Origin of the sequence: Caldibacillus sp. 210928-DFI.2.18, assembly GCF_020554505.1 — a bacterium.
Classification (GTDB): Bacteria; Bacillota; Bacilli; order Bacillales; family Caldibacillaceae; genus Caldifermentibacillus; species Caldifermentibacillus hisashii.
The window spans coordinates 22,161-42,263 of record NZ_JAJCHL010000026.1 but is presented as its reverse complement, the minus strand read 5'-3'; the positions used below and the strand labels follow the sequence as shown (position 1 = coordinate 42,263).

Genomic DNA, 20,103 nt, shown 5'->3' with positions numbered 1-20,103 from the left:
AAGCACGGTGACGTGTGGAGCTGACGGATACTAATCGTTCGAGGACTTAACCTATAGCATTTATTTACTCGGTAAATAGCCTTACGTTATCTAGTTTTGAGAGAATGAAGTATGTGTTGCAAACTCACATATTATTTAGTATAATAAAAAATGTCATTGATAATTGTCTGGTAATAATGGCGAGAAGGTCACACCCGTTCCCATCCCGAACACGGAAGTTAAGCTTCTCAGCGCCGATGGTAGTGAAGGCCTTGCCTTTGCGAGAGTAGGACGTTGCCAGGCAAATTGAAGGAGCTGATGATAAAGTTTATATTGAACTTTATCATCAGCTCTTTTTTGTTATATGGTCAGAATATAGTTGGTACATTTTTAAGTGATACACAGTTTGCTAAACATCTCTTAATATAGTATGGATGTAAAAATGTAATTAGAATGGAATTAGGAATTAAATTTCTTAAAGAATTTCAATAATTTCCACCTAAACGAGAATATTTTTTTGAGGGAATCAGCAATAGACAATCTTTTAGAATGTAATAATTTCTTTCCATCATCTATATAAGCTTTAAAAAAATGAATCTTTTTACCGGTTCAGCCAGTATATATATTATTGTTATTATTAAGGAGGAAAAATAAATGAGTATTTTGACAAGATTTAAAGATATTATGGCCAGTAATATAAATGCGTTGTTAGATAAAGCGGAGGATCCCGAAAAGATGATTGATCAATATTTGAGAAATTTGAATCGTGACCTTGGCAATGTGAAAGCTGAGACTGCATCGGTTATGGCTGAAGAGCAAAGGGCAAAACGAGTATTGGCGGAGTGTAAAAGCGATATCGAGAAAATGGAAAAGTATGCAATTAAAGCGTTAGAAGCAGGTAATGAAGATGATGCAAGAAAGTTCCTTGAAAGAAAGACGCAATTGGCCGAAAAACAAACAGCATTCCAATCGGCTTACAATTTGGCTGCATCTAATGCAAGTCAAATGAGACAAATGCATGATAAACTCGTTTCAGACATCAATGAATTAGAAGCAAAAAGAAGCATGTTAAAGGCAAAATGGTCAGTTGCCAAAACACAACAACGACTAAACCAAATCGGTTCGTCGGTCACAGATGCGAACAATACATCATCTGCGTTTGGCAGGATGGAAGATAAAATCAATCGTGCCCTAGATGAAGCAAATGCAATGGCCGAACTAAACAAGAAACCGGAAGACGATCTGGATGAGCTTGCGGATAAATATGAGCAAAAAACGAGTGTAGATGATGAACTCGCTGCACTAAAGGCAAAGTTAAAACAAGATGAATAACAAATTGGCATGTTATTATTAAGGGTGTCATAATATAGAAAATTTATAACGACTCTTATTGTATAAAGCTGCAGCAATTAAGTAAACTGCTGCGGCTTTATTGAGTTTATGTGTTGGTTACAGTCAGGAGTGAGAAACATGGTCATTCATTATAAATGCCCGAACTGTGGCGATGATATGTCGTTTGATAGTGAGTCAGGAAAATTAACCTGTCTTTCTTGCGGCAGACAGGATGCGATAGAAAACTTTTCTGATGAATTTATTACGACAACTTTTGAAGAAAATGAAACAAAAGAATATCATTGTGAAAATTGTGGGGCAGTTTTATTAACCGATACTGATACCGTTGCGACCACATGCAGCTTTTGCGGGGCCGGCGTGGTTATTGCGGAACGGGTTTCAGGAACATTGGCACCTTCATTAGTCATCCCCTTTTCTATTAACAAAGTCGAGGCAGTCGCAGCTTTTAAAAAGTGGTGTAAAAATGGATTAGTGACACCAAATGATTTTATGACGGCTGACCGGATCAAAAAATTGACCGGGATGTATGTACCGTTTTGGATGTATGATTTAAATAGTCGTGTCCGTGTTTCCGGTAGTGGAACAAAGGTACGTGAATATACGAGTGGTGATTATATTTATACAGAGACAAGCTATTATCGCGTCTTTCGTGATATTAACCTTGACTATATGAAAGTCCCTGTTGATGCTTCTGAGAAAATGGAAGATGGGTTAATGGATAAATTAGAGCCTTACAAGTATGATCAGTTGAAAACATTTAAAACACCTTATTTGGCCGGTTATCTAGCGGAAAAATATAATTACGATGATAAGGCATTACTTCCCCGGGCGAAAACAAAGATTCAAAGTTTTATTAATTCGTATATTCATTCCACCGTATCCGGGTATGCAACGTTTATTCCTGAGCAAAAGGAGATTGAAATCAAAAAAATGAAAAGTTATTATGTGCTGCTTCCGATTTGGATGGTGACCTATCATTACAGGGGGAAAGATTATATTTTTGCAATGAACGGGCAAACAGGGAAAGTGGTCGGAAAACCGCCAATTAGTCGTGCCAAAGTAGCAGGTTGGTTTGGTGGTATTGCTGCGATCACATTACTTATCTTTAGACTTGTCACCTTTTTCATGGGAGGCGGTCTAATATGAAGAAAAACTTGTTCCTGTTTGCGTTGTTCTTTCTTCTCTCATTCATGGTGGGGGGAAATCATGCTTTTGCTATCAGTCAAAAAATCTATGATCAGGCCGGCCTGTTAACCGATCGGGAAGTGACAAAACTGGAGACTTTAGCAACACAGGTTGGTGAGAAATGGGACACTGATATTTTAATTGTAACTGTCAATGACCCGAATATTGATGTGAAGCAGTATACGGAAGATTTTTACGATGAAAAAATAGACGAACAAGGTTTAGATAAATGGAATGTGGCCATGTTGACAGTAGATATGAACAACAGGGAAGTTTATTTGGCCGGATTTTATAAAGGTAAACTATATTTGAATGATAGTCGATTGGATAATATTCGTGAACAAATTTCTCCTGCGTTGACTGCCGGAAATTACGAACAGGCTTTTGAACAATTTATATGGCTGGTTGATGACTATATGGCTGGTGAACCGGCTAATATATTTTTACAATGGTGGTTCCAGCTCATTATTGCCGTTGTAATAGGCGGTGTGATTACAGGAGCTTTCGTCTATAACAGTGGCGGGCGAGTAACGACGAATAATCGAACATATTTAAACACGAATACGTCACACATTCTGGCAAAAAGAGATGATTATATTCGGACAGTTGTGACAAAGACAAGAAAACCGTCGCAAAATTCCAGTAGCGGTGGCGGGGGAATAACCGGTGGCGGACATTCCCATAGCGGTAGTCGCGGCAGTTTTTAATATCGTCAGCTGAAAGAATAGGTCAATTTTAGGAAAGAAAGGATTTGATGAAATGGCATTTTTCAAAAACCAATTTGCCAATGTTGTAGAATGGGAAGAATTTCGCGATGATATGATTTTTTGGAAATGGAGCAACCGTGAAATTAAGAAAGGCAGTAAATTAATTATTCGTCCGGGTCAGGATGCAATTTTCTTATATAATGGAAAAATTGAAGGGATTTTTAAAGATGAAGGTGATTACAATATCGAATCGGAAATTATCCCGTTTCTTTCAACTTTGAAAGGGTTCAAGTTTGGCTTTAACAGCGGAATGCGTATCGAAGTTCTTTTTGTTAATACGAAAGAATTTACGGTAAAATGGGGAACGAAAAACGCCATCAATATTCCAACACCGGGTATGCCGGGGGGAATGCCGATCCGTGCGAATGGTACGTTCCAATTTAAAGTCAATGATTATGTTGCTCTGATTGATAAAATTGCCGGGGTGAAAAGCAGTTATTTTGTTGAAGACGTGAAAATTCGGATTACCGCAATCCTGGATCAGCTTTTGATGCGATGGATTTCTAAAGAAGGAAAAGATATGTTCAACTTGCAAGCCAATGCCCATGAAATCGCCAAGGGAATTAAAGAAGATTTGGATATGGAAGTTATTGATGACGGTTTGACCATTACCGGCTTTACGATTATGAGTTTTAATTATCCGAAAGAAATCCAAGATATGATTAACAAAAACGCATCTTTTGGCATGGTTGGTGATATGAAGAAATACCAGCAAGTATCGATACTTGACGGGATGTCGTCTGGCAAAACGAGTGGTGGTGGCGCGGCATCGGACGTAGCCGGAATGATGATGGGTATGAATATGGCTAAAGAAATGATAAAAAATATGGAGGGAGACGAGAAAGACGGAGCAAAATCTGTCGAACAAACGCCCCCGCCAACTGACACAGCAAAGAAAGTAAACTTTTGTCCAAATTGCGGCGAGAAAAATACCGGAACGAAATTTTGCCCGAATTGCGGTTATAAATTAGCGTAATAAAGAAAACTCGGTGATCGCCGAGTTTTCCTTTTACGTTTGCTTCCTATGTAAATGGCAATCTTGATATCCTCACCGTATACATTTAAATACAAATTTTGATAATCCCATCATATAATGTCGCTATAATCGGATTACCCACGGTTTGCGTCACGGATTTCACTAGTTAAAGTAAAAAATTATAAATATAGAGAAGGATTTTTCTTGTGAGTAGCGAATATTTATTATGAGCGGTTTTTTATTTTCGTTTTGGTCTATGGAACACAACCTTGAAAAGACAAGGGAATATTCTTCTTCTATAACGATCAGTATGAATCAATTGAAAGAAACTGGAGGTATTACATGAAGTCCAAAATAAAATGGGTGGTAGGACTCACCCTTCCGTAAGCAATTTTATCAAGATATGCTTCATCACACACCAAATTTGGACAGTAAGCCAATTCCGGGAGAAAGAAGTTTCTTTGATTGGGTATATTTAAGCTTATTTGAATCGACACCGAATAGTCGGGTTCTTTGGGGTGGATTTCTAAAATATCCGATCTCACAAAATATATTAGAAGATTTCAAAACATTGTCTGAAGAGGAACTTTTAAATCATTACTTCCGCCATAATGGTGAGTGGATGGATTTGAAAAGAAGCTTAATTAAAAAAATGAAGTTGCAAATTGAGGAATCTGAACAGATTAAAGGAGAAAAACCTTTTGCGACAAAGAAGACGCAATCGGAAGCAGACGTATATCAGTATGCGTTGCTGCCGGCAGTCTATTTTTCGCTTTTTTATGAAAATGAATACGAAAAGGTCATGCATGATGCAATGCCTAGTGAATATTATAAAGCGACACAATACAATAGCGGATCTTTTTGTTCCGGTTTTGCTTGTTATGTGGATAGCGATTCAAAATATTCCGGGCATCACGGTGATTGGGGGGATTCCGGCGGTTCGGGTGACTCTGGTGGTTCCAGTTGCTCCAGCTGTGGTGGCGGGTGTAGCAGTTAAAACAGTAATTGAGAGGATATTTTTTTAAAATTAGGCAAATGGGTTAAAGAAGACTCGGGCATCCAGGCCTTTAGGAAACCAAAGAGCCGTAGTCAGCGAAAAAGCATTTTCGCTTGTGAGGTAATGCTACCGAAGTCTCTCTAGTTCAGCGAAAAAACATTTTCGTTTGCGAAGTAATGCTACCGAAGTCTCTCTAGTCACCGAAAAATAGAAAGTTTTCCGGCTGCGATGTATTCCCGCGAAGCTTTCCTTGTGCACTTACGCATTAGGAAAGTAGAAATTGAAAAATTTTCACTTTCCTATTAGCTAAATAAAGCCGAAACCTCATAGGCTCGGCTTCTTTGTTATTTTTACCACACGTTTTGTAACATTTCAAAAGCTTAGACAGAACGCTCAACAAATCGGGCTTCTTTGTCAAGGCAAGTCGCCACTGTTGATTGAAAAACATGGCAGTAAAGATTTAGTACGCAACAATCTACTGGAGATTGATATTCAAATTACTGAACTTGGTTAAATTCCATTTGATCTCGGCTGGTTTTGTCCCAACAATGAGACGACCGTTTCGAAAAACATGAGTGCAGGGAGGGTGTTTCGCTATTAGGTCAGTCGCATCTTGGGCAGGAAAAACGATAAAGTTTGCACAATTCCCGATCTTGATTCCATAATCTTTCATTCCGAATGCCTTTGCTCCATTATTGGTTACCATTTTGATTAATTTTACAGTTTGTTCGCTTCCGGTCATATGGGCTAAGTGTGCGCCCATATATACAGCTTGTAATAGATTTCCATCTCCATATGGATAAAAAGGGGAACGGATATCGTCATGTGCGATACATACATTTACTCCCGAATCACTTAATTCTTTTATACGTGTAATCCCTCTGCCTTTTGGAAAAATATCGAATCTTCCCTGCATAGCGACATTGATTAACGGACAGGACACTATAGTCAATTTGGCTTCCTTTACTAATGAAATAACTTTTGAAGCATAAGCACTAGAATAATAGGAGAGGGCAATGGCGTGACTGGCGGTTACTCTTTCTATCATCTTTTCCTTTATTGTTAAATCGGCAATGACTTCAAGATATCGGGAATGGCCATCGTCAACTTCATCAGAAAAAATGTGAACGAATACACCATATTTTTTAGCCAAATGAAAACAGAATTCTAAAGAAGCAATCCCACTTTCTCTTGTCCGTTCGAGATGGGGAACGGCACTAACTGCATCGGCACCTAACTGAATTGCCTTTTCCATTCTTACTAGATTTTCCGGACATCCCATTAACCCATCCTGAGGGAAAGCGATTATTTGCATTTCAATCAGATCATGAAATTTTTCTCGTAATTGAAAGGCCGCATGTAAGGCAGTGAGATTTGGATCGGATATATCAACAGCTGTCCGAATAAAGAGAACGCCATGTTGAATTAATAATTGTAACATCTCTGTACCTCGTTCTATCACGTCCTCAATAGTAAGCTGTTTTTTTCTCTCTTGCCATAAACGGATTCCTTCTAGTAAGGTTCCTGATAAATTCTCGCTCGATCTTGCAGTAAAGGCAGTATCAAGATGGGTATGCATTTCAACAAAAGGAGGAAGGACGAGACCGCCATTGCCATTCCAAGTATTCCGTCCCTGAATAGGTTCCTTAGTAATCGATGAAAACTTACCATTTTTTACACCGATATTCACGGGTTGGTCATTTTCTAAAAGCTTTACATTTTGTATAACGGCATCATACACAATATCCATCCTTTCATATTATAAGAGTATGGCTACATAATTGTGATTTTTTGCTAGATAAGTAGTGTAATGATTAGCACCCAAAAAGGTTTTATGGAAAGAATTGCGCCAAATATAGTATTAACAAGTATTATCAAGACACAATATATTGTTATTTGAGCGTGAATGTTTTTGAAAAATGGGCTTTTTGGGTGATAACCAACTAAGATATAATCCGAAATTTTCAGGACATAAACACATCTAGTTCATGTTAATAGTATACAATTTCACTGCCGGTCGGAATTTTTCCAGGGTTTAAGAGAGAATAAGGGTCATTTTTTTGTTTTTCTTTAACAATATTGTTAATTCTTATATTATATCCTCCAAAGCCAAGCAAGTATGTGTGAGGGTTGTTGATCTCTACACCTTGTGCAATAAAAAAGTTAATTATTTCATTGAGTCGTTTTTCCGACTGATAATGAATTATTGGAAGAGAAGATGGAGTAACTTCACCATTGGTTTTAATATATTCAAAGTGAAACAGAACCTCATCTCCAAACTTGTTACGAATCGCATCTATCTGTTCAAAAATCCGCTCTTTTTGAAAATTGGCCTGTAAATAAGTGATATGGTTATCTCCAAGTTTATGTGCCCATAATGTACTGTGATTCCAAGTAAAATCAGATACTTTTATTCCTTTTTGATATTTAGCGGCCAAAATGGAAAATCCAATTTCTCCTTTATATTTGTGGACGATCTTTTGTAACTCCTCCTTATGCTTTTCAGCAATTTCAAGCATGGCAATCGATTTATCGTTTGGAAGAAATTTTAATATTGATTGAAAATGTACAGGAATTGGCCATTCACAGACGGATATCAAACGCTTGATGATGGATTCATCGTGAGCAAGTTCATCACAAAACAGAAGTGCGGACTGAAAAGAATCAAAATAAACAATATGTTGTTCCCATTCTGTTTTTGGTTCGATAAATAATGAGACTTCCATCACAATTCCAGCTGTACCGTAATTATGAATATACGGCTCCAGTTCCGGACCGGATGCATGAATTAGTTTCGGTTCTTCCTCCACGGTCATGATGGTCATAGATTCTATGTTTTGATCCCATAAATTGCCCCAGCGAATGGACCCGATTCCACCTGACCCACCACAGACAAATCCACCAACAGTTGATTTTAAATATGTGCTGGGAAAAATCCGTAATTCTCTTCCTTTCGTTCGTAAATATTTTTCTAATACCCCAAGCTTTACACCAGCTTGAACGCGGACAGATTGATCATTGACCTCTAAAATTTGATTCAACTTTGTCATATCCAATACAATGCCTCCGTTAAGGGGAATGGCCTGTCCGTAGTTTCCAGTTCCGGCACCTCTGATTGTAAGCGAAATTCGATTTTTAACCGCAAAAGAAATAATGGTTTTCACTTCTTGAACAGTATGCGGAACAGCGATACAATCAGCGACCTTATCTTTTAATTGTTCATGCAAAATGGGGGAGTACCAATAAAAATCTTTTGAAAAAGTTTCCCTTTCCGAATCGGAGACTAAAATTTTTTCTTTTCCCAATAACTTAATTAACTCATCTACCCACATAATAATAAATCGCCTCCATCATGATAAAAACATATTTTTCGAATGGTTGATTGAATTATAATCTAATCAAGATTTTACAGAACATTAGATTGCTAGAACCAAATAGACAAAAGAAGTTATTTGAAGAGGACAAAGGATTTCTACTGCTTTACTGCTTCACTTTTTATAGACTCGATATCAAACCGAGCCATCTCTCTTAAAGCATCCACAACTGTTTCTGCCACACTTTTATTGATTAACGTTCCTTTTTCAACTGATGCTTTTGTGGCATCACCAGCTACCCCGCTGTGAGAAATATCATCTATTACCCAGGCAAAATAACTTGAACCTTTTAAATAAAGATGTTTTGTTTCTTCCGGTAAATGAACGAATTCTCGTGTACTTTTTTCCATATCTACCCAATTGCTTTTAAAACTCAGCACCATTGAAGTTTCAACATCACCACCATGAATACCGTATTGTTGTTCTTTTTCTGAAATTAGGGAGTTTGTTTTTTCTGAGCTAGGATTTAATCGGAACACCATCATTCCAGTTTCCACCCGAATATCACGTGCCACCATATTTAGCAAATCATGATTCCCTCCGTGGGTATTGAATAATAGTAATTTTTTAAAACCGGATTGTTGAATGCTTTTTGCAATATCCATGACAAATGCGTAAAGTGTTGCTGAAGATAATGAAATCGTTCCGGATCTAGTCAAGTGTTCGGTACTTTTTCCATACGGGATAGGAGGTAGCATCCAAATATTGTCGCTTTCATCTAATAATTCGAACGCCTCAATAAGCACACCTTCACCGATTAACGTGTCTGTATAGATCGGTAAATGAGGACCATGTTGTTCAACAGCCCCAATCGGTAAAACAATTAACGCATCATCTTTTTTTAGATGTTTTACTTCCTCTGTCGTTAGCCTTGGGAAAAATTTCTTTTCAAAAGCCATTCCTTGATACCGTTCATTTAACATTTTGTACATCCCTTCATCTGTCAAATTTGAAAAAGTTATGATTGATACCCTAAGGTTATTTGGAAAAATGTTCTTGGGATAAGGTAAAAACAAAATATTATGCCTCTTGTATATGATTATAGAAATATAGACTTTTTGGGAGCTTACCACGTTATACACTCATTACTTGAATAGGGTTCTTTTTCAATGCAGTTGCAACAAATGAAACCCGCATACCCAGTCGTTTCGCCATGATTAATTCCCGTTCATCCGGAGTTTTTGATCCATCAGGTCCTGCAAGTGTTGAAGCGCCATAAGGAGAGGAGCCAATTGCATCTCCTGTTAAGTATTCAGGATTTTCCGAGTAAGGTAAACCAACCATGATCATACCAAAGTGAAACAATGGAACCATGGACGTTAATATTGTTGATTCATGACCGGTATGAATAGAGCCGGCGCTCGTAAATATCCCGGCCGGTTTTCCTTCCAAATCCCCGTTCCCACATAAATCTGTGGCAAATTCTAAAAATAATTGTACTTGTGAAGGCATGGATCCATAGCGAGTCGGGAATCCCCAAATAATTCCATCTGCCCACCGTAAATCTTCATTTGTTGCGATGGGAACATCTTTTTGCCATTCGAGTGCAGTTACATATTTATCAAAACGGTCAACTACTTTAAAACGAACTGAAACACCTGTTTGTTTATTTCTATTTGCCTCTTTATCGATATAAGGTGTCCGATTTTTTTCAGAATCCATTTCCGGGATTCTAACCAATTTAACATTAGCATCATGAACTTTTTCTGCACCTTGACAAACAGCTTTTGCCATCTGAAAAATATGCCCGTAAGCACTATAATAAATTACAAGAATATTTGTCATCTGTCCTTGCTCCTTTTTATAATGTCAACGTCATGTAGCTTTTTGATTGAGACCAAAGTCGTTCAATTTTGGGGTTATTCCAACTTTTCTGTTTGCCCGGTACGATGAGCCAGCCTCCGTTTCGATAAATCCATCTCCGTTCGGGTAGCAGGGTAAACAGTTCTTCCGGGGTAATTGCATCAAAAATGACAAAATTAGCTTTATTGCCGACTGAAATACCATAACCATTCAGTCCAAGAATATTGGCTGGGATTTCTGTTATCATCTTCAATATTGTCCGAATATCAGTTGGACTCCCCATATGTGTGGCATATGCAGTTATTAATCCAATTTGTAACAAGTCACCGCGACCGAATGGATGAAAGGGATCATGGATATTATCGGATGCCGTTGCAATTGGTACCCCTTTAGACAGTAACTCTTTTACACGAGTGACACCACGGCGGACAGGAAAAGAATCATGACGGCCTTGTAAATATAAATTTGCTCCAGGAAGTGTAACTGCTTTTAATCCGGCTTCAATCATTTTATTGATCATTTTTTCAGCATCTTCAATACTCATAGCTGCCAATGAACATAGGTGATCCACTGTTACCCGGCCTTTCATTCCATAATCGATTGTCCGCTTTGCAATATGATTGACCGTCCTGACATTCGGGTCGTCACTTTCATCGGTGTGAAAATCAATTGGGCAATCATATTTCTCAGCTAGCCGGAAAATAATATCAATGTCTTTTTCCGGAGTTTGTGATAAATGTGGAGCTCCACCGAATCCGGTAAGTCCCATTTGCATCGCTTCTTCTAAAATATTAATCTCTTCTTCTGTGAAATGAAAAAATGGCGTCAATGGGAATAATTGAATATCGACAATCGTTTTTAACTCATTTTTTGCCTCAATCGCTGCTTCAATTGTCCGAAACGCTACTTCTTTTCCCCACCTTATGTGAAAATCAAGGTGAGTTCGAATCGCAGTGGTACCGAAAGAAACGGCCATTAATGCTGCCCGGATAATTCTCGACTTAATTTCTTGTTTTGAAAAATCTTTTACTGCATAGGAATAATTTTCTACCGCTTCCTCTAATGTTCCTGAACTATTCCCAACTTTCTGAAAACTGAATGCTTTATCTAAATGCATATGCGCATCAACGACACCCGGTAGGAGAATCTTTCCTTCGAGGTTGAGAACGGTTGCTTCATCCATATTTTCTAAATCGTTTGCTTGTCCTTCCTTTACATATCCCTTTTGCTTAGTAATTGAAGTCCACAAACCATTTTCAATTGTCAATGTGCATAGTTTTTCTTGATCTACTAGTGGTAAATTGGCATTAATCAGTTTTAATTGTTGTTTTAACAAATCCATTCCTCCAATAAAGATTAGTTTGATGGCAAAAATTCATTGGTAAAAACATTTTTTACATCTTCTTTTTTAGAAATGAGCTTAAGTTCCAGTAATTGTTCCATTAATAGATTCCAACGTTCTTCTGTCATATAGCCAACGCCATTTTCTTCAGCATCACCACCATAAACTAGATCCATTTGCGCTTCAGAACCATGCTTCATTAAATCGATTGATAAATCCGGGTTATATTCTAGGAGAAATTTGTTAATCTCTTCATAGTTATCTTTGTAATAATTCCATCCTTTAATTGAAGCCTCAACAAACGCTTTTACGATATCAGGGTGATTCTTAATTGTTTCTTCCGTTGTATAAAGAATATTTGCATATGGATTATATCCGGATTCAGCATTCAACAGAATATCTGTTTCTATTCCTTGTTCAGCTAAAGAAAACGGTTCTGCTGTAATGTATCCTTGTGTAACAGCGCCAGGATCATTAACAAAATTAGCTAGTGATCCGGTATAATTCATTTCTTTCACATTAGTTAATTCATATTTTGCTTTAATATATTGCCAATACCCGGCCCCCGGAGCAGTATAGACAGTATGCCCATTTAAGTCAGAGAAATGACTAATCCCTTGACTTTTGTGATAAATCAACCCTTGAGGATTCGTTTGGAAGGTAGCTGCGATGGCTACGATTGGGATACCTTGGCTACGAGCAATAAGCAGGTCATCGGCTTGCGTCATACCAAACATAGCTTCCCCGGTACTTACCTGAGTTATAGACGAAACTTGGGGTCCACCGGGTTCAATCGTCATATCTAAACCGGCTTCTTCATAAAAGCCTTTAGCCAATGCTGCATATTGACCGCCATGTTCGGGTTCAGCAAACCAGTTTGTTACTTGTTTAACTGCCGTCAGTTTTTTGTTACCTGTTTCAATTGAATCCGTTTCCGAGTTGTTGCTGTTTGTATTTGAACCGTTTGTTTCACCGCTACTGGTGCAAGCAGCTAATATGAAAAGAGTGAGTAGCAATGATGTTAGCATAAATAGAAGTTTTACTGAAAAATATAATTTTCTACTTTCCATTTTGTTCACCTTCTTTTTAGAATTATTGATAAAAACTATAAAGAAAACTCGGCGACTGCCGAGCCCTTAGGCGAGAGCAGAGTCGTAGTCAGCGAAAATACATTTTCGCTTGCGAGGTAATGCTACCGAAGCTTCTCTAGTTCACCGAAAAAATATAAATTTTTTTCGGCTGCGATGTATTCCCGCGAAGCTTTCATATTAGCTAAAAAATTACTAAGTTATCCCTCCTAAACAAACAGTAAATTTAAACCTAAATGGCAAAGAGAATTCCGGAAATTAATGGTTGGTAAACTTTAAAACTTAATGTAAGGAAAATTAACATAACAATCTTATTGGGCTAATAGTAATTCAAAAGAATATGGTTGTCATTAGTAAATAAGAATAAAAATCAATTATATTTTTAGTTATTTTATCTAATTAATCGAAATTGTTGTGTTAGAATATATAACATGATATTTTTAAATAATAAAAAGTGACTTAAAATTTTTGGACTATGAATTTCGTAATTTATAGAAAAAGGGAGAAGGGGTTGAAGTGAAGAATGGTTAAAGATGAATGGAATGCGTTTATGCGTGTGATGAAAATACCACCGAAAGGATCCGGAATCTTAAACGGTTTAACATTTGCAGTCAAAGATGTTTTTGAAGTCGAAAATCATACGAATACAGCCGGCAATCCGGATTGGTTGCGAACACATCGAGCTGCCGGGAAAACCGCACCGATCATTGATACGCTTTTAAAGCAAGGTGCGACATTTCAGGGCGTTACCCATACCGATGAATTAATGTATAGTCTAAACGGGGAGAACTTCCATTATGGAACACCTGTAAATCCGAAAGCCAACAATCGAATCCCGGGAGGCTCATCCAGCGGTTCAGCGGTGTGCGTTGCAGCGGGATTAACAGACTTTGCTATAGGAACGGATACAGGGGGGTCTGTTCGTATCCCTTCCGCATATTGTGGTGTTTTTGGCATCCGACCCACGCACGGCATTGTTTCGGTTGAAGGTGTCATTCCTTTGGCAAAAAGTTTTGATACTGTGGGGTGGATGACCAGGGATGCTGAACTGCTGTTAAGAATAGGAAAAATATTATTCGCTCAAATTGGAGAAGATGAACAATCTTTCCGACATTTATATTTTCCGAAAGAGGCATGGGAACTTGTTGATAGCGAAGCGAAGATGACTTTATTAAAGGCTACGGATAAATTAGCAGAACGAACGGAAACCAAGCAACTAGTCGATATTACCAGTCAAGGATTGTCAGACTGGGCAGAAATATTTCGGATTATTCAAGGGATTGAAATTTGGCAGGAACATGGCGAATGGATTCAAAAAGAAAATCCGGTTTTTGGACCGGGAATAGCGGAACGGTTCCGATGGGCAGCCAGCTTAAATAGAAAGGAACTCAAACCGAAAAACAAATTAAAAATGAAAATAAGAGAACATTTATCTGAATTATTGGGAGATGATGGGGTGTTGGTAATTCCTACTGCTCCTGGCGAAGCACCTCTGCGTAATTTACCTGTCGAGAGTATGGAACAATACCGCTCCAAAGTAATGAAGTTAACTTGCATTGCCGGGTTAACCGGTTTTCCGCAAGTGACAATACCTGTTATGAAGGAAAACGGTTTACCTGTCGGCTTATCCGTTATAGCGAATGCAGGCCAAGATTTACGTTTATTAAACTTTGTCAATCAGTTCAGGCAAATTGGTTAATAAAAATATCGCTTGCTTAATATAAAGCCATTGGTCAAAGTTGCCAATGGTTTTCTTTAGTTAAAATGTCCAAATGCTATGAGATATTTTGTGCGTTTTACATAATGCCAAACATTTTGTTAATATATATAATTATTTTAACATATAACGTTATATTTTATCACATCAATTAGTATTGAAAATTAACATCAAAAAATATGTGGTGTTCTCTAAAAATAAGGAGGGATGGGAATGGAAATACAGCAAAATCCAGTAGTTGCTTTTAACCGTGTTAAAAAAGTTTATAATACCGGAACAGTTGCTTTAAGTGAATTTGATTTAACGATTCATGAAGGAGAGTTTATTAGTTTCCTAGGTCCATCAGGTTGCGGGAAATCAACTGCTTTACGGATGGTGGCCGGATTAGGGGAAGCAACTAACGGTACAGTTACAGTATTTGAACAAAAACCTAAAGATGTTATTCGAAATTCAAATGACATCGCCTTCGTATTTCAAGAGGCAAATTTATTACCATGGCGAACGGTATACGATAATGTTGTCCTTCCGCTTGAGTTACGTGGAACCGATAAAAAAAGTCAGAAAGAAACGGCTGAAAGGGTATTGGAGATGGTTGGATTAAAAGATCATCTAAAATCATATCCCCGGCAACTTTCAGGTGGAATGAAAATGAGGGTTTCCATTGCCCGCGCATTATCAGCTAAACCAAAACTATTATTGATGGATGAACCGTTTGCAGCACTAGATGAGATTACAAGACAAACATTACAGCTGGATTTGTTAAATATTTGGAAGAAGGAAAATACGACTATTTTATTTGTTACTCATAACGTGTATGAAGCAGTCTATTTATCCACGAGAATTGCAGTAATGTCCGCTCGCCCCGGAAGATTGACTGCAATGATTGATGTTGATCTACCTTATCCGCGGGAGCGAGCCAATTCGAAATTTACCGAGTATGTCAATATTGCTTCTCAAAGTCTTGAAGATACAATGGGGAGAAGGGAGCTGGGAACATGAATGTACAAACAGTAACATCAGAAAGGAAAGAACTTGTTACAGTAACAGGCAAAAGGAAGAGATTGTTTAAATTTAAAGGAACGGTGTTGGGACCTGTTCTCGCATTTATTGCTTTTCTTTCGTTATGGCAATTAATCCCGTTGCTATTTGGGATTGCACCGTTTATTTTGCCGAAACCGACAGATGTCATACAGGCGGCATTGGAAAATTGGACATTATTATCACCAGCCATACAAATTACGTTAGGTGAAGCAATTATCGGGTTTCTGCTCAGTGCCATCATCGGCATATTTGTCTCTGTTTTATTGGCGAGTTCCAGAATATTGGAAATCAGTATATACCCGTACGCCATTATTTTGCAAACTATTCCGGTTGTCGCCATCGCCCCGATTATTGTCATATGGTTTGGATCAGGATTTAATTCTATTGTGATTATTTCGTTTATATTCGGTCTCTTTCCGATTATTTCCAATACGCTTATGGGACTAAACTCTGTTGATAAAAACATGCAAGAGTTATTTACACTTTACAATGCTTCAAAGTGGCAATCAATGTGGAAACTAAGAATTCCCGCCGCATTGCCATACATTACGGCAGGTTTAAAAGTTTCCAGTACACTGACTATTCTAGGAGCTATTACAGGTGAATATATTGCCGGAATAGGTGGGGGAAAAGGTGGTTTAGGTTACGCAATTACTGTTGCAGCTGTGCAGTTAAAAACACCGTATTTGTTCGCCTGTGGTATTGCATCTGCAATTTTTGGCATTGTTTTTTACCTGCTTGTAAGCTATTTATCCAATATGCTACTAAAATCATGGCATGAATCAGCAATGAAAGTTGAAAAGTAAAAGAGAATATTGAGAAAGATTGAAAAGGGGGAGTGGCCAGTGAAAATATTGAAAAAAATAAGATTATCGGTAATGGGAATAGTATTATTCTTGATACTAGCTGCTTGCAATGGACAAGAATCAAGCAGTTCTAAAAAAGAAGAGAATAGCACTGAAAATGACAAACAAGAAATGAACGATGTAAAAATCGTTCTTAACTGGTTTGCAAAATCACAGCATGGTGGTCTGTACGCAGGAATTGATAAGGGGCTGTTCGAGGAAAATGGTTTAAAGGTAACAGTTGAATCAGGTGGACCACAAGTTTCTTCTATTAATATAGTTGCTTCAGGAAAAGCTGAATTTGGTCTTGCTCATGCAGACCAAATTGCAATGGCCAGAAATGAAGGAATCGAATTGGTGGCAGTTGCTGCTGTCATGCAAGGAAGTCCTCAAGCATTTATGTTTCATAAAGGTTATGGGATAAAAGATTTTGAAGAGTTAAACGGCAGAAAAGTGTATATACAACCGGGGATTGTTTACTGGGAGTTTTTAAAAAATAAGTACGATTTAAGCGGAGTCGAGGAGTTGGCATATACTGGGCAACATGTAAATTTTGTCGACGATATGGATGCAGTGACTCAAGCCTTTGTAACATCTGAGCCGTATTTCATGAAACTAGACGGAATCGATGTTGAGACGAAATTAATATCCGACGCCGGTTATGATCCATACAATGTCGTATTATTTGTTTCTAAAGATTACTTGGAGAAAAACGAAAAAACCGTCCGTGCATTCACGAAAGCATTTGTGGAAGGCTGGAATCTCTATAAAGATTCATATGAGGAGATTAATAAACTCGTTCAAAAGGATAACCCGGATATCGAACTAGAATCATTAAAATTCGAATCGGAAACACAAGCAGAATTTGTTTACGGCAGGGATGCTGAAGAACATGGGGTTGGATACATGACTGAAGAACGTTGGGCAACTTTAATCGAACAATTACATGAACTAGGTTTGGTAAATGAGATATATGATGCAAAGGAAATATTTACGACGGAATTTCTTCCGAAGCATTAGAAATCGTGAAATGTATTATGAAAAGACTGTCCTGGGTCTTTACCCAGGCAGTCCTTTTCTATTTAGTGAAAAATAAATTCGGCTATTTCTATATCATTAACTTCCGCGATAGACTTGGTACCCCCATGGAGAAATGAGGAGCGGAATATGATAATGTGCATTTCCATCTGCAATCCCAAATTGAACGGGAATGATTTCCAAAAAAGACGGTTCCGGAAGCGGAATGGCTTTGCTCCGAAAATATTCACCAACATTAAACTCCATTTTATAAAATCCTGGCATCATATTTTGCTTAACGAGGGGTTCATCGAGTCTGCCATCTGTATTTGTCTTTGCTGTTTTTATTTTCTTCCATTCAGAAGATAATTCCTCTTGATAAAATAGATTGATCTTAACATGTGCTGCCGGTAAGCCGTGTGTTAAGTCTAAAATATGCGTTGTTAATCCTGGCATCATAAAAAATTCCTTCCTCCATTCGATTTTTGGAAAATCGTTACTTTTTTTCTCCGACTGAAATAGGCTGCATTGCTTCAGAAAAATCATTATCTACATATCCGGTAAATTCTACTTGATCATAGTCGAAATAGTCTTTCAAAATCATTTCTTTGTTATCTTGGAAAAGCTGGTCTGCTACTGTTTCAATCAGTTTTGGTAATCCAACTTTTACACCGGATAATGCGGAGGCAGTTAATCCGCAGCTAATTAAAGCGGAATAATTATAAGCAAATATTCCATATAACAGTTTTTTTCCTTTATGATCACGACTGGCAAATGAATAGCCCGGATTTAAATAAGGATGTTGATCAATTAACGGATTAGCCAACTCTTTTGGTGCTTGGTAACAGTCTTTCCATCGTAAAATATGTCGTTCAAGAAGTTTTAATTCCGGACGTAAAGCGGGATCTGTGATGAGACCGGTACTGATAATTAAATAATCAAAGATGTATTTGCCCTGAGGAGTCATCACTTCTACACCGTGTGAGGTTTGTTTTACATCAAGCCACGGAGCACCTAAATGTAAATGAAATCCGGGCCAAGAGGCAGCTCGTTCAAACGTATCATTTGTCGGTGGTTGATTATTTTTAAAGAAATGACTCATTACGGCATATTTTTCTTCATCTGAAAAAGTATGATAACGGTCGATCATACCGGAACTCTCCATTTGACGAATCGGGTTGATCCGCAGTAATTTTTTTCGGCGTATAAACACATGGGCTTCTGCCGCCCCATGGGACAGGGCAAAATTTGCATTATCAAAAGCGGATGCTCCACCGCCAAGAATACCTATTTTTTTCCCTTTTAAAGCTGTAAAATCAATTTGCTCTGATGTATGAGCATAAAGCTGTTTTGGTAGATTCCTCTTGATAAAAGACGGAATATGCCATTCACCGCCGCCTTGGATTCCTGTTGCCAAAATGACCTTTCGCGTTAATATTGTTTTGGAAGGAATATTTTTTCCTTCGAGATGTAAGCGATGAATTCCTTTTTCGGTCGGTTCAATCAATTGCAGTTTTACCTCATTGATAACAGGAAGGTTGAGGATTTGGCGAAACCAACGTAAATAATCCATCCAATCCGTACGTGGTATTTTATTTACCTGTTCCCAAGAATCGGGTCCGTATTGTGCTTCCCAAAAAGAACGAAAAGTAAGGGAGGGGATTCCAAAATCAATCGTTGTTAAATGTTTAGGTGTCCTTAGCGTCACCATCCTAGCATATGTTACCCAAGGTCCTTCATACCCATTCGGATTTTCATCCAGAACAAGAATGTTTGAAATTCGTTCCTTTATGAGGCCGAATGCAGCGCCTAATCCGCATTGTCCGCCACCAATAATAACAACATCATATACATGTCCTTCGTGGTGACGAATCGGTTTTACCCAACTCGGTCCGTCAAAGTTCAAGTAGGACAAATCTGTTTTTACTCGGTTGTTTAACTCTTGCAAACTCATTGATTTCACCCTTTCCTTGTAAAAAATATAAATCTAATCGGAAAATTTTTCTTCCAAACGAAAACGGGCAATTTTATAGATTTCAGACAAGGCAGTTTCAAATTCTGTTTGCTGATTATGATAGATCCGTCTTTCCAGCGCTTGATAGATTTCATTTTTCGTTTTAAATCGGACTGCCATGATGAAAGGAAATCCGAACTTATCCATATATGCTTGATTTAACTTTACAAAATGGACATACTCTTCTTCTGTCAAATTGTTAAGACCTGCGGATTGTTGTTCTTTTTTTGATTCTTTGGTCATTTTTACTCGCTCACCTAAATTTGGGTGAGCTTTCATTAGTGCCAATTGTTGTTCATAAGTTGCATTTTTTACTATTTCTACCATTTTTTCATGCAATTGTTGAATCGAATGGAAAGGTTTTTCAGTTTTTACTTTTTCGGCAATCCATGGAGAGTGCTCAAAAATATCTCCTAATAGTTCGATAAAGCGAAAAGAATTTGTTTCATTTAATTGTTCAATGGTTATCAAGATGCTACCTCCTTTGTATAGAATATAGGAAAAAACTATGATGCGCTTTTTATTAAACAGAGGTTTATAGGTAATAACATATTACCTAATTATGTTATATAAACTTACATATATTCATATCATAGTAAATTTGA

Annotated in this window: 18 protein-coding genes and 1 rRNA gene; 10 read left to right on the top strand and 9 right to left on the bottom strand. The window is 37.7% G+C overall.

Features of this window, described 5'->3' with window-relative positions:
* Positions 1-166 precede the first annotated feature (166 nt).
* From rrf to LIZ98_RS07690, 6 genes are all read left to right on the top strand, one after another.
* Positions 167-282, top strand: a 5S ribosomal RNA gene (rrf, locus tag LIZ98_RS07715).
* Positions 283-633: 351 nt separating this feature from the next.
* Positions 634-1,311 (top strand): PspA/IM30 family protein, encoded by a 678-nt coding sequence (locus tag LIZ98_RS07710; RefSeq protein ID WP_034770406.1) that lies wholly within the window; start codon positions 634-636, stop codon positions 1,309-1,311.
* 138 nt (positions 1,312-1,449) lie between these two features.
* The gene (locus LIZ98_RS07705) at positions 1,450-2,478 is read left to right on the top strand and encodes a TFIIB-type zinc ribbon-containing protein (protein WP_227139328.1); all 1,029 of its coding nucleotides are present in this window, start codon (positions 1,450-1,452) and stop codon (positions 2,476-2,478) included.
* Complete coding sequence (locus LIZ98_RS07700) at positions 2,475-3,224, top strand: TPM domain-containing protein (protein WP_041846764.1); 750 nt, start codon at positions 2,475-2,477, stop codon at positions 3,222-3,224. Before LIZ98_RS07705 ends, LIZ98_RS07700 begins: the two co-directional genes overlap by 4 nt.
* A 52-nt stretch (positions 3,225-3,276) precedes the next feature.
* Complete coding sequence (locus LIZ98_RS07695; RefSeq protein ID WP_041847842.1) at positions 3,277-4,260, top strand: SPFH domain-containing protein; 984 nt, start codon at positions 3,277-3,279, stop codon at positions 4,258-4,260.
* Positions 4,261-4,663: 403 nt separating this feature from the next.
* Positions 4,664-5,257: a hypothetical protein gene (locus LIZ98_RS07690; protein ID WP_227139329.1), complete on the top strand. Its 594-nt coding sequence runs from the start codon at positions 4,664-4,666 to the stop codon at positions 5,255-5,257.
* A 475-nt stretch (positions 5,258-5,732) separates the two neighbouring features.
* Here the strand turns inward: LIZ98_RS07690 and LIZ98_RS07685 are convergent, their stop codons facing one another.
* The 6 genes from LIZ98_RS07685 to LIZ98_RS07660 form a co-directional block, all read right to left on the bottom strand.
* On the bottom strand, positions 5,733-6,998 hold the full coding sequence (locus LIZ98_RS07685) for an amidohydrolase family protein (protein WP_227139330.1): 1,266 nt from the start codon (positions 6,996-6,998) through the stop codon (positions 5,733-5,735).
* Positions 6,999-7,248: 250 nt separating this feature from the next.
* Positions 7,249-8,589 (bottom strand): FAD-binding oxidoreductase, encoded by a 1,341-nt coding sequence (locus LIZ98_RS07680; RefSeq protein ID WP_227139331.1) that lies wholly within the window; start codon positions 8,587-8,589, stop codon positions 7,249-7,251.
* Between the two features lie 140 nt (positions 8,590-8,729).
* Complete coding sequence (locus tag LIZ98_RS07675; protein ID WP_227139332.1) at positions 8,730-9,554, bottom strand: creatininase family protein; 825 nt, start codon at positions 9,552-9,554, stop codon at positions 8,730-8,732.
* Positions 9,555-9,705: 151 nt separating this feature from the next.
* On the bottom strand, positions 9,706-10,416 hold the full coding sequence (gene wrbA / locus LIZ98_RS07670) for an NAD(P)H:quinone oxidoreductase (protein ID WP_227139333.1): 711 nt from the start codon (positions 10,414-10,416) through the stop codon (positions 9,706-9,708).
* A 16-nt stretch (positions 10,417-10,432) separates the two neighbouring features.
* Positions 10,433-11,770: an amidohydrolase family protein gene (locus LIZ98_RS07665; protein ID WP_227139334.1), complete on the bottom strand. Its 1,338-nt coding sequence runs from the start codon at positions 11,768-11,770 to the stop codon at positions 10,433-10,435.
* A gap of 20 nt (positions 11,771-11,790) precedes the next feature.
* Entirely contained in the window at positions 11,791-12,846 is a 1,056-nt protein-coding gene (locus LIZ98_RS07660) for an ABC transporter substrate-binding protein (protein WP_227139335.1), read from the bottom strand.
* Positions 12,847-13,387: 541 nt separating this feature from the next.
* Here LIZ98_RS07660 and LIZ98_RS07655 point away from each other — a divergent pair.
* The 4 genes from LIZ98_RS07655 (at position 13,388) to LIZ98_RS07640 (ending at position 17,487) form a co-directional block, all read left to right on the top strand.
* Positions 13,388-14,563 carry an amidase gene (locus LIZ98_RS07655; RefSeq protein WP_227139336.1) on the top strand — a complete coding sequence of 392 codons (1,176 nt, stop codon included), beginning with the start codon at positions 13,388-13,390 and terminating at the stop codon, positions 14,561-14,563.
* A 231-nt stretch (positions 14,564-14,794) separates the two neighbouring features.
* Complete coding sequence (locus LIZ98_RS07650) at positions 14,795-15,580, top strand: ABC transporter ATP-binding protein (RefSeq protein WP_216408163.1); 786 nt, start codon at positions 14,795-14,797, stop codon at positions 15,578-15,580.
* Entirely contained in the window at positions 15,577-16,428 is an 852-nt protein-coding gene (locus LIZ98_RS07645; RefSeq protein ID WP_227139337.1) for an ABC transporter permease, read from the top strand. The genes LIZ98_RS07650 and LIZ98_RS07645 overlap by 4 nt, the downstream gene beginning before the upstream one ends.
* A 39-nt stretch (positions 16,429-16,467) precedes the next feature.
* A complete protein-coding gene (locus tag LIZ98_RS07640) occupies positions 16,468-17,487 on the top strand; it encodes an ABC transporter substrate-binding protein (RefSeq protein WP_227139338.1) in 1,020 nt (339 codons plus the stop codon).
* 96 nt (positions 17,488-17,583) lie between these two features.
* On the opposite strand, the gene uraH is transcribed toward LIZ98_RS07640, so the two are convergent.
* Genes uraH through uraD form a run of 3 tightly spaced genes read right to left on the bottom strand, consistent with a single transcriptional unit; the run spans position 17,584 to position 19,969 of the window.
* Entirely contained in the window at positions 17,584-17,940 is a 357-nt protein-coding gene (gene uraH / locus LIZ98_RS07635; RefSeq protein WP_227139339.1) for a hydroxyisourate hydrolase, read from the bottom strand.
* A 40-nt stretch (positions 17,941-17,980) separates the two neighbouring features.
* Positions 17,981-19,438: an NAD(P)-binding domain-containing protein gene (locus LIZ98_RS07630; RefSeq protein WP_227139340.1), complete on the bottom strand. Its 1,458-nt coding sequence runs from the start codon at positions 19,436-19,438 to the stop codon at positions 17,981-17,983.
* Between the two features lie 33 nt (positions 19,439-19,471).
* The gene (gene uraD / locus LIZ98_RS07625; RefSeq protein WP_216408153.1) at positions 19,472-19,969 is read right to left on the bottom strand and encodes a 2-oxo-4-hydroxy-4-carboxy-5-ureidoimidazoline decarboxylase; all 498 of its coding nucleotides are present in this window, start codon (positions 19,967-19,969) and stop codon (positions 19,472-19,474) included.
* Between the last annotated feature and the right edge of the window lie 134 nt (positions 19,970-20,103).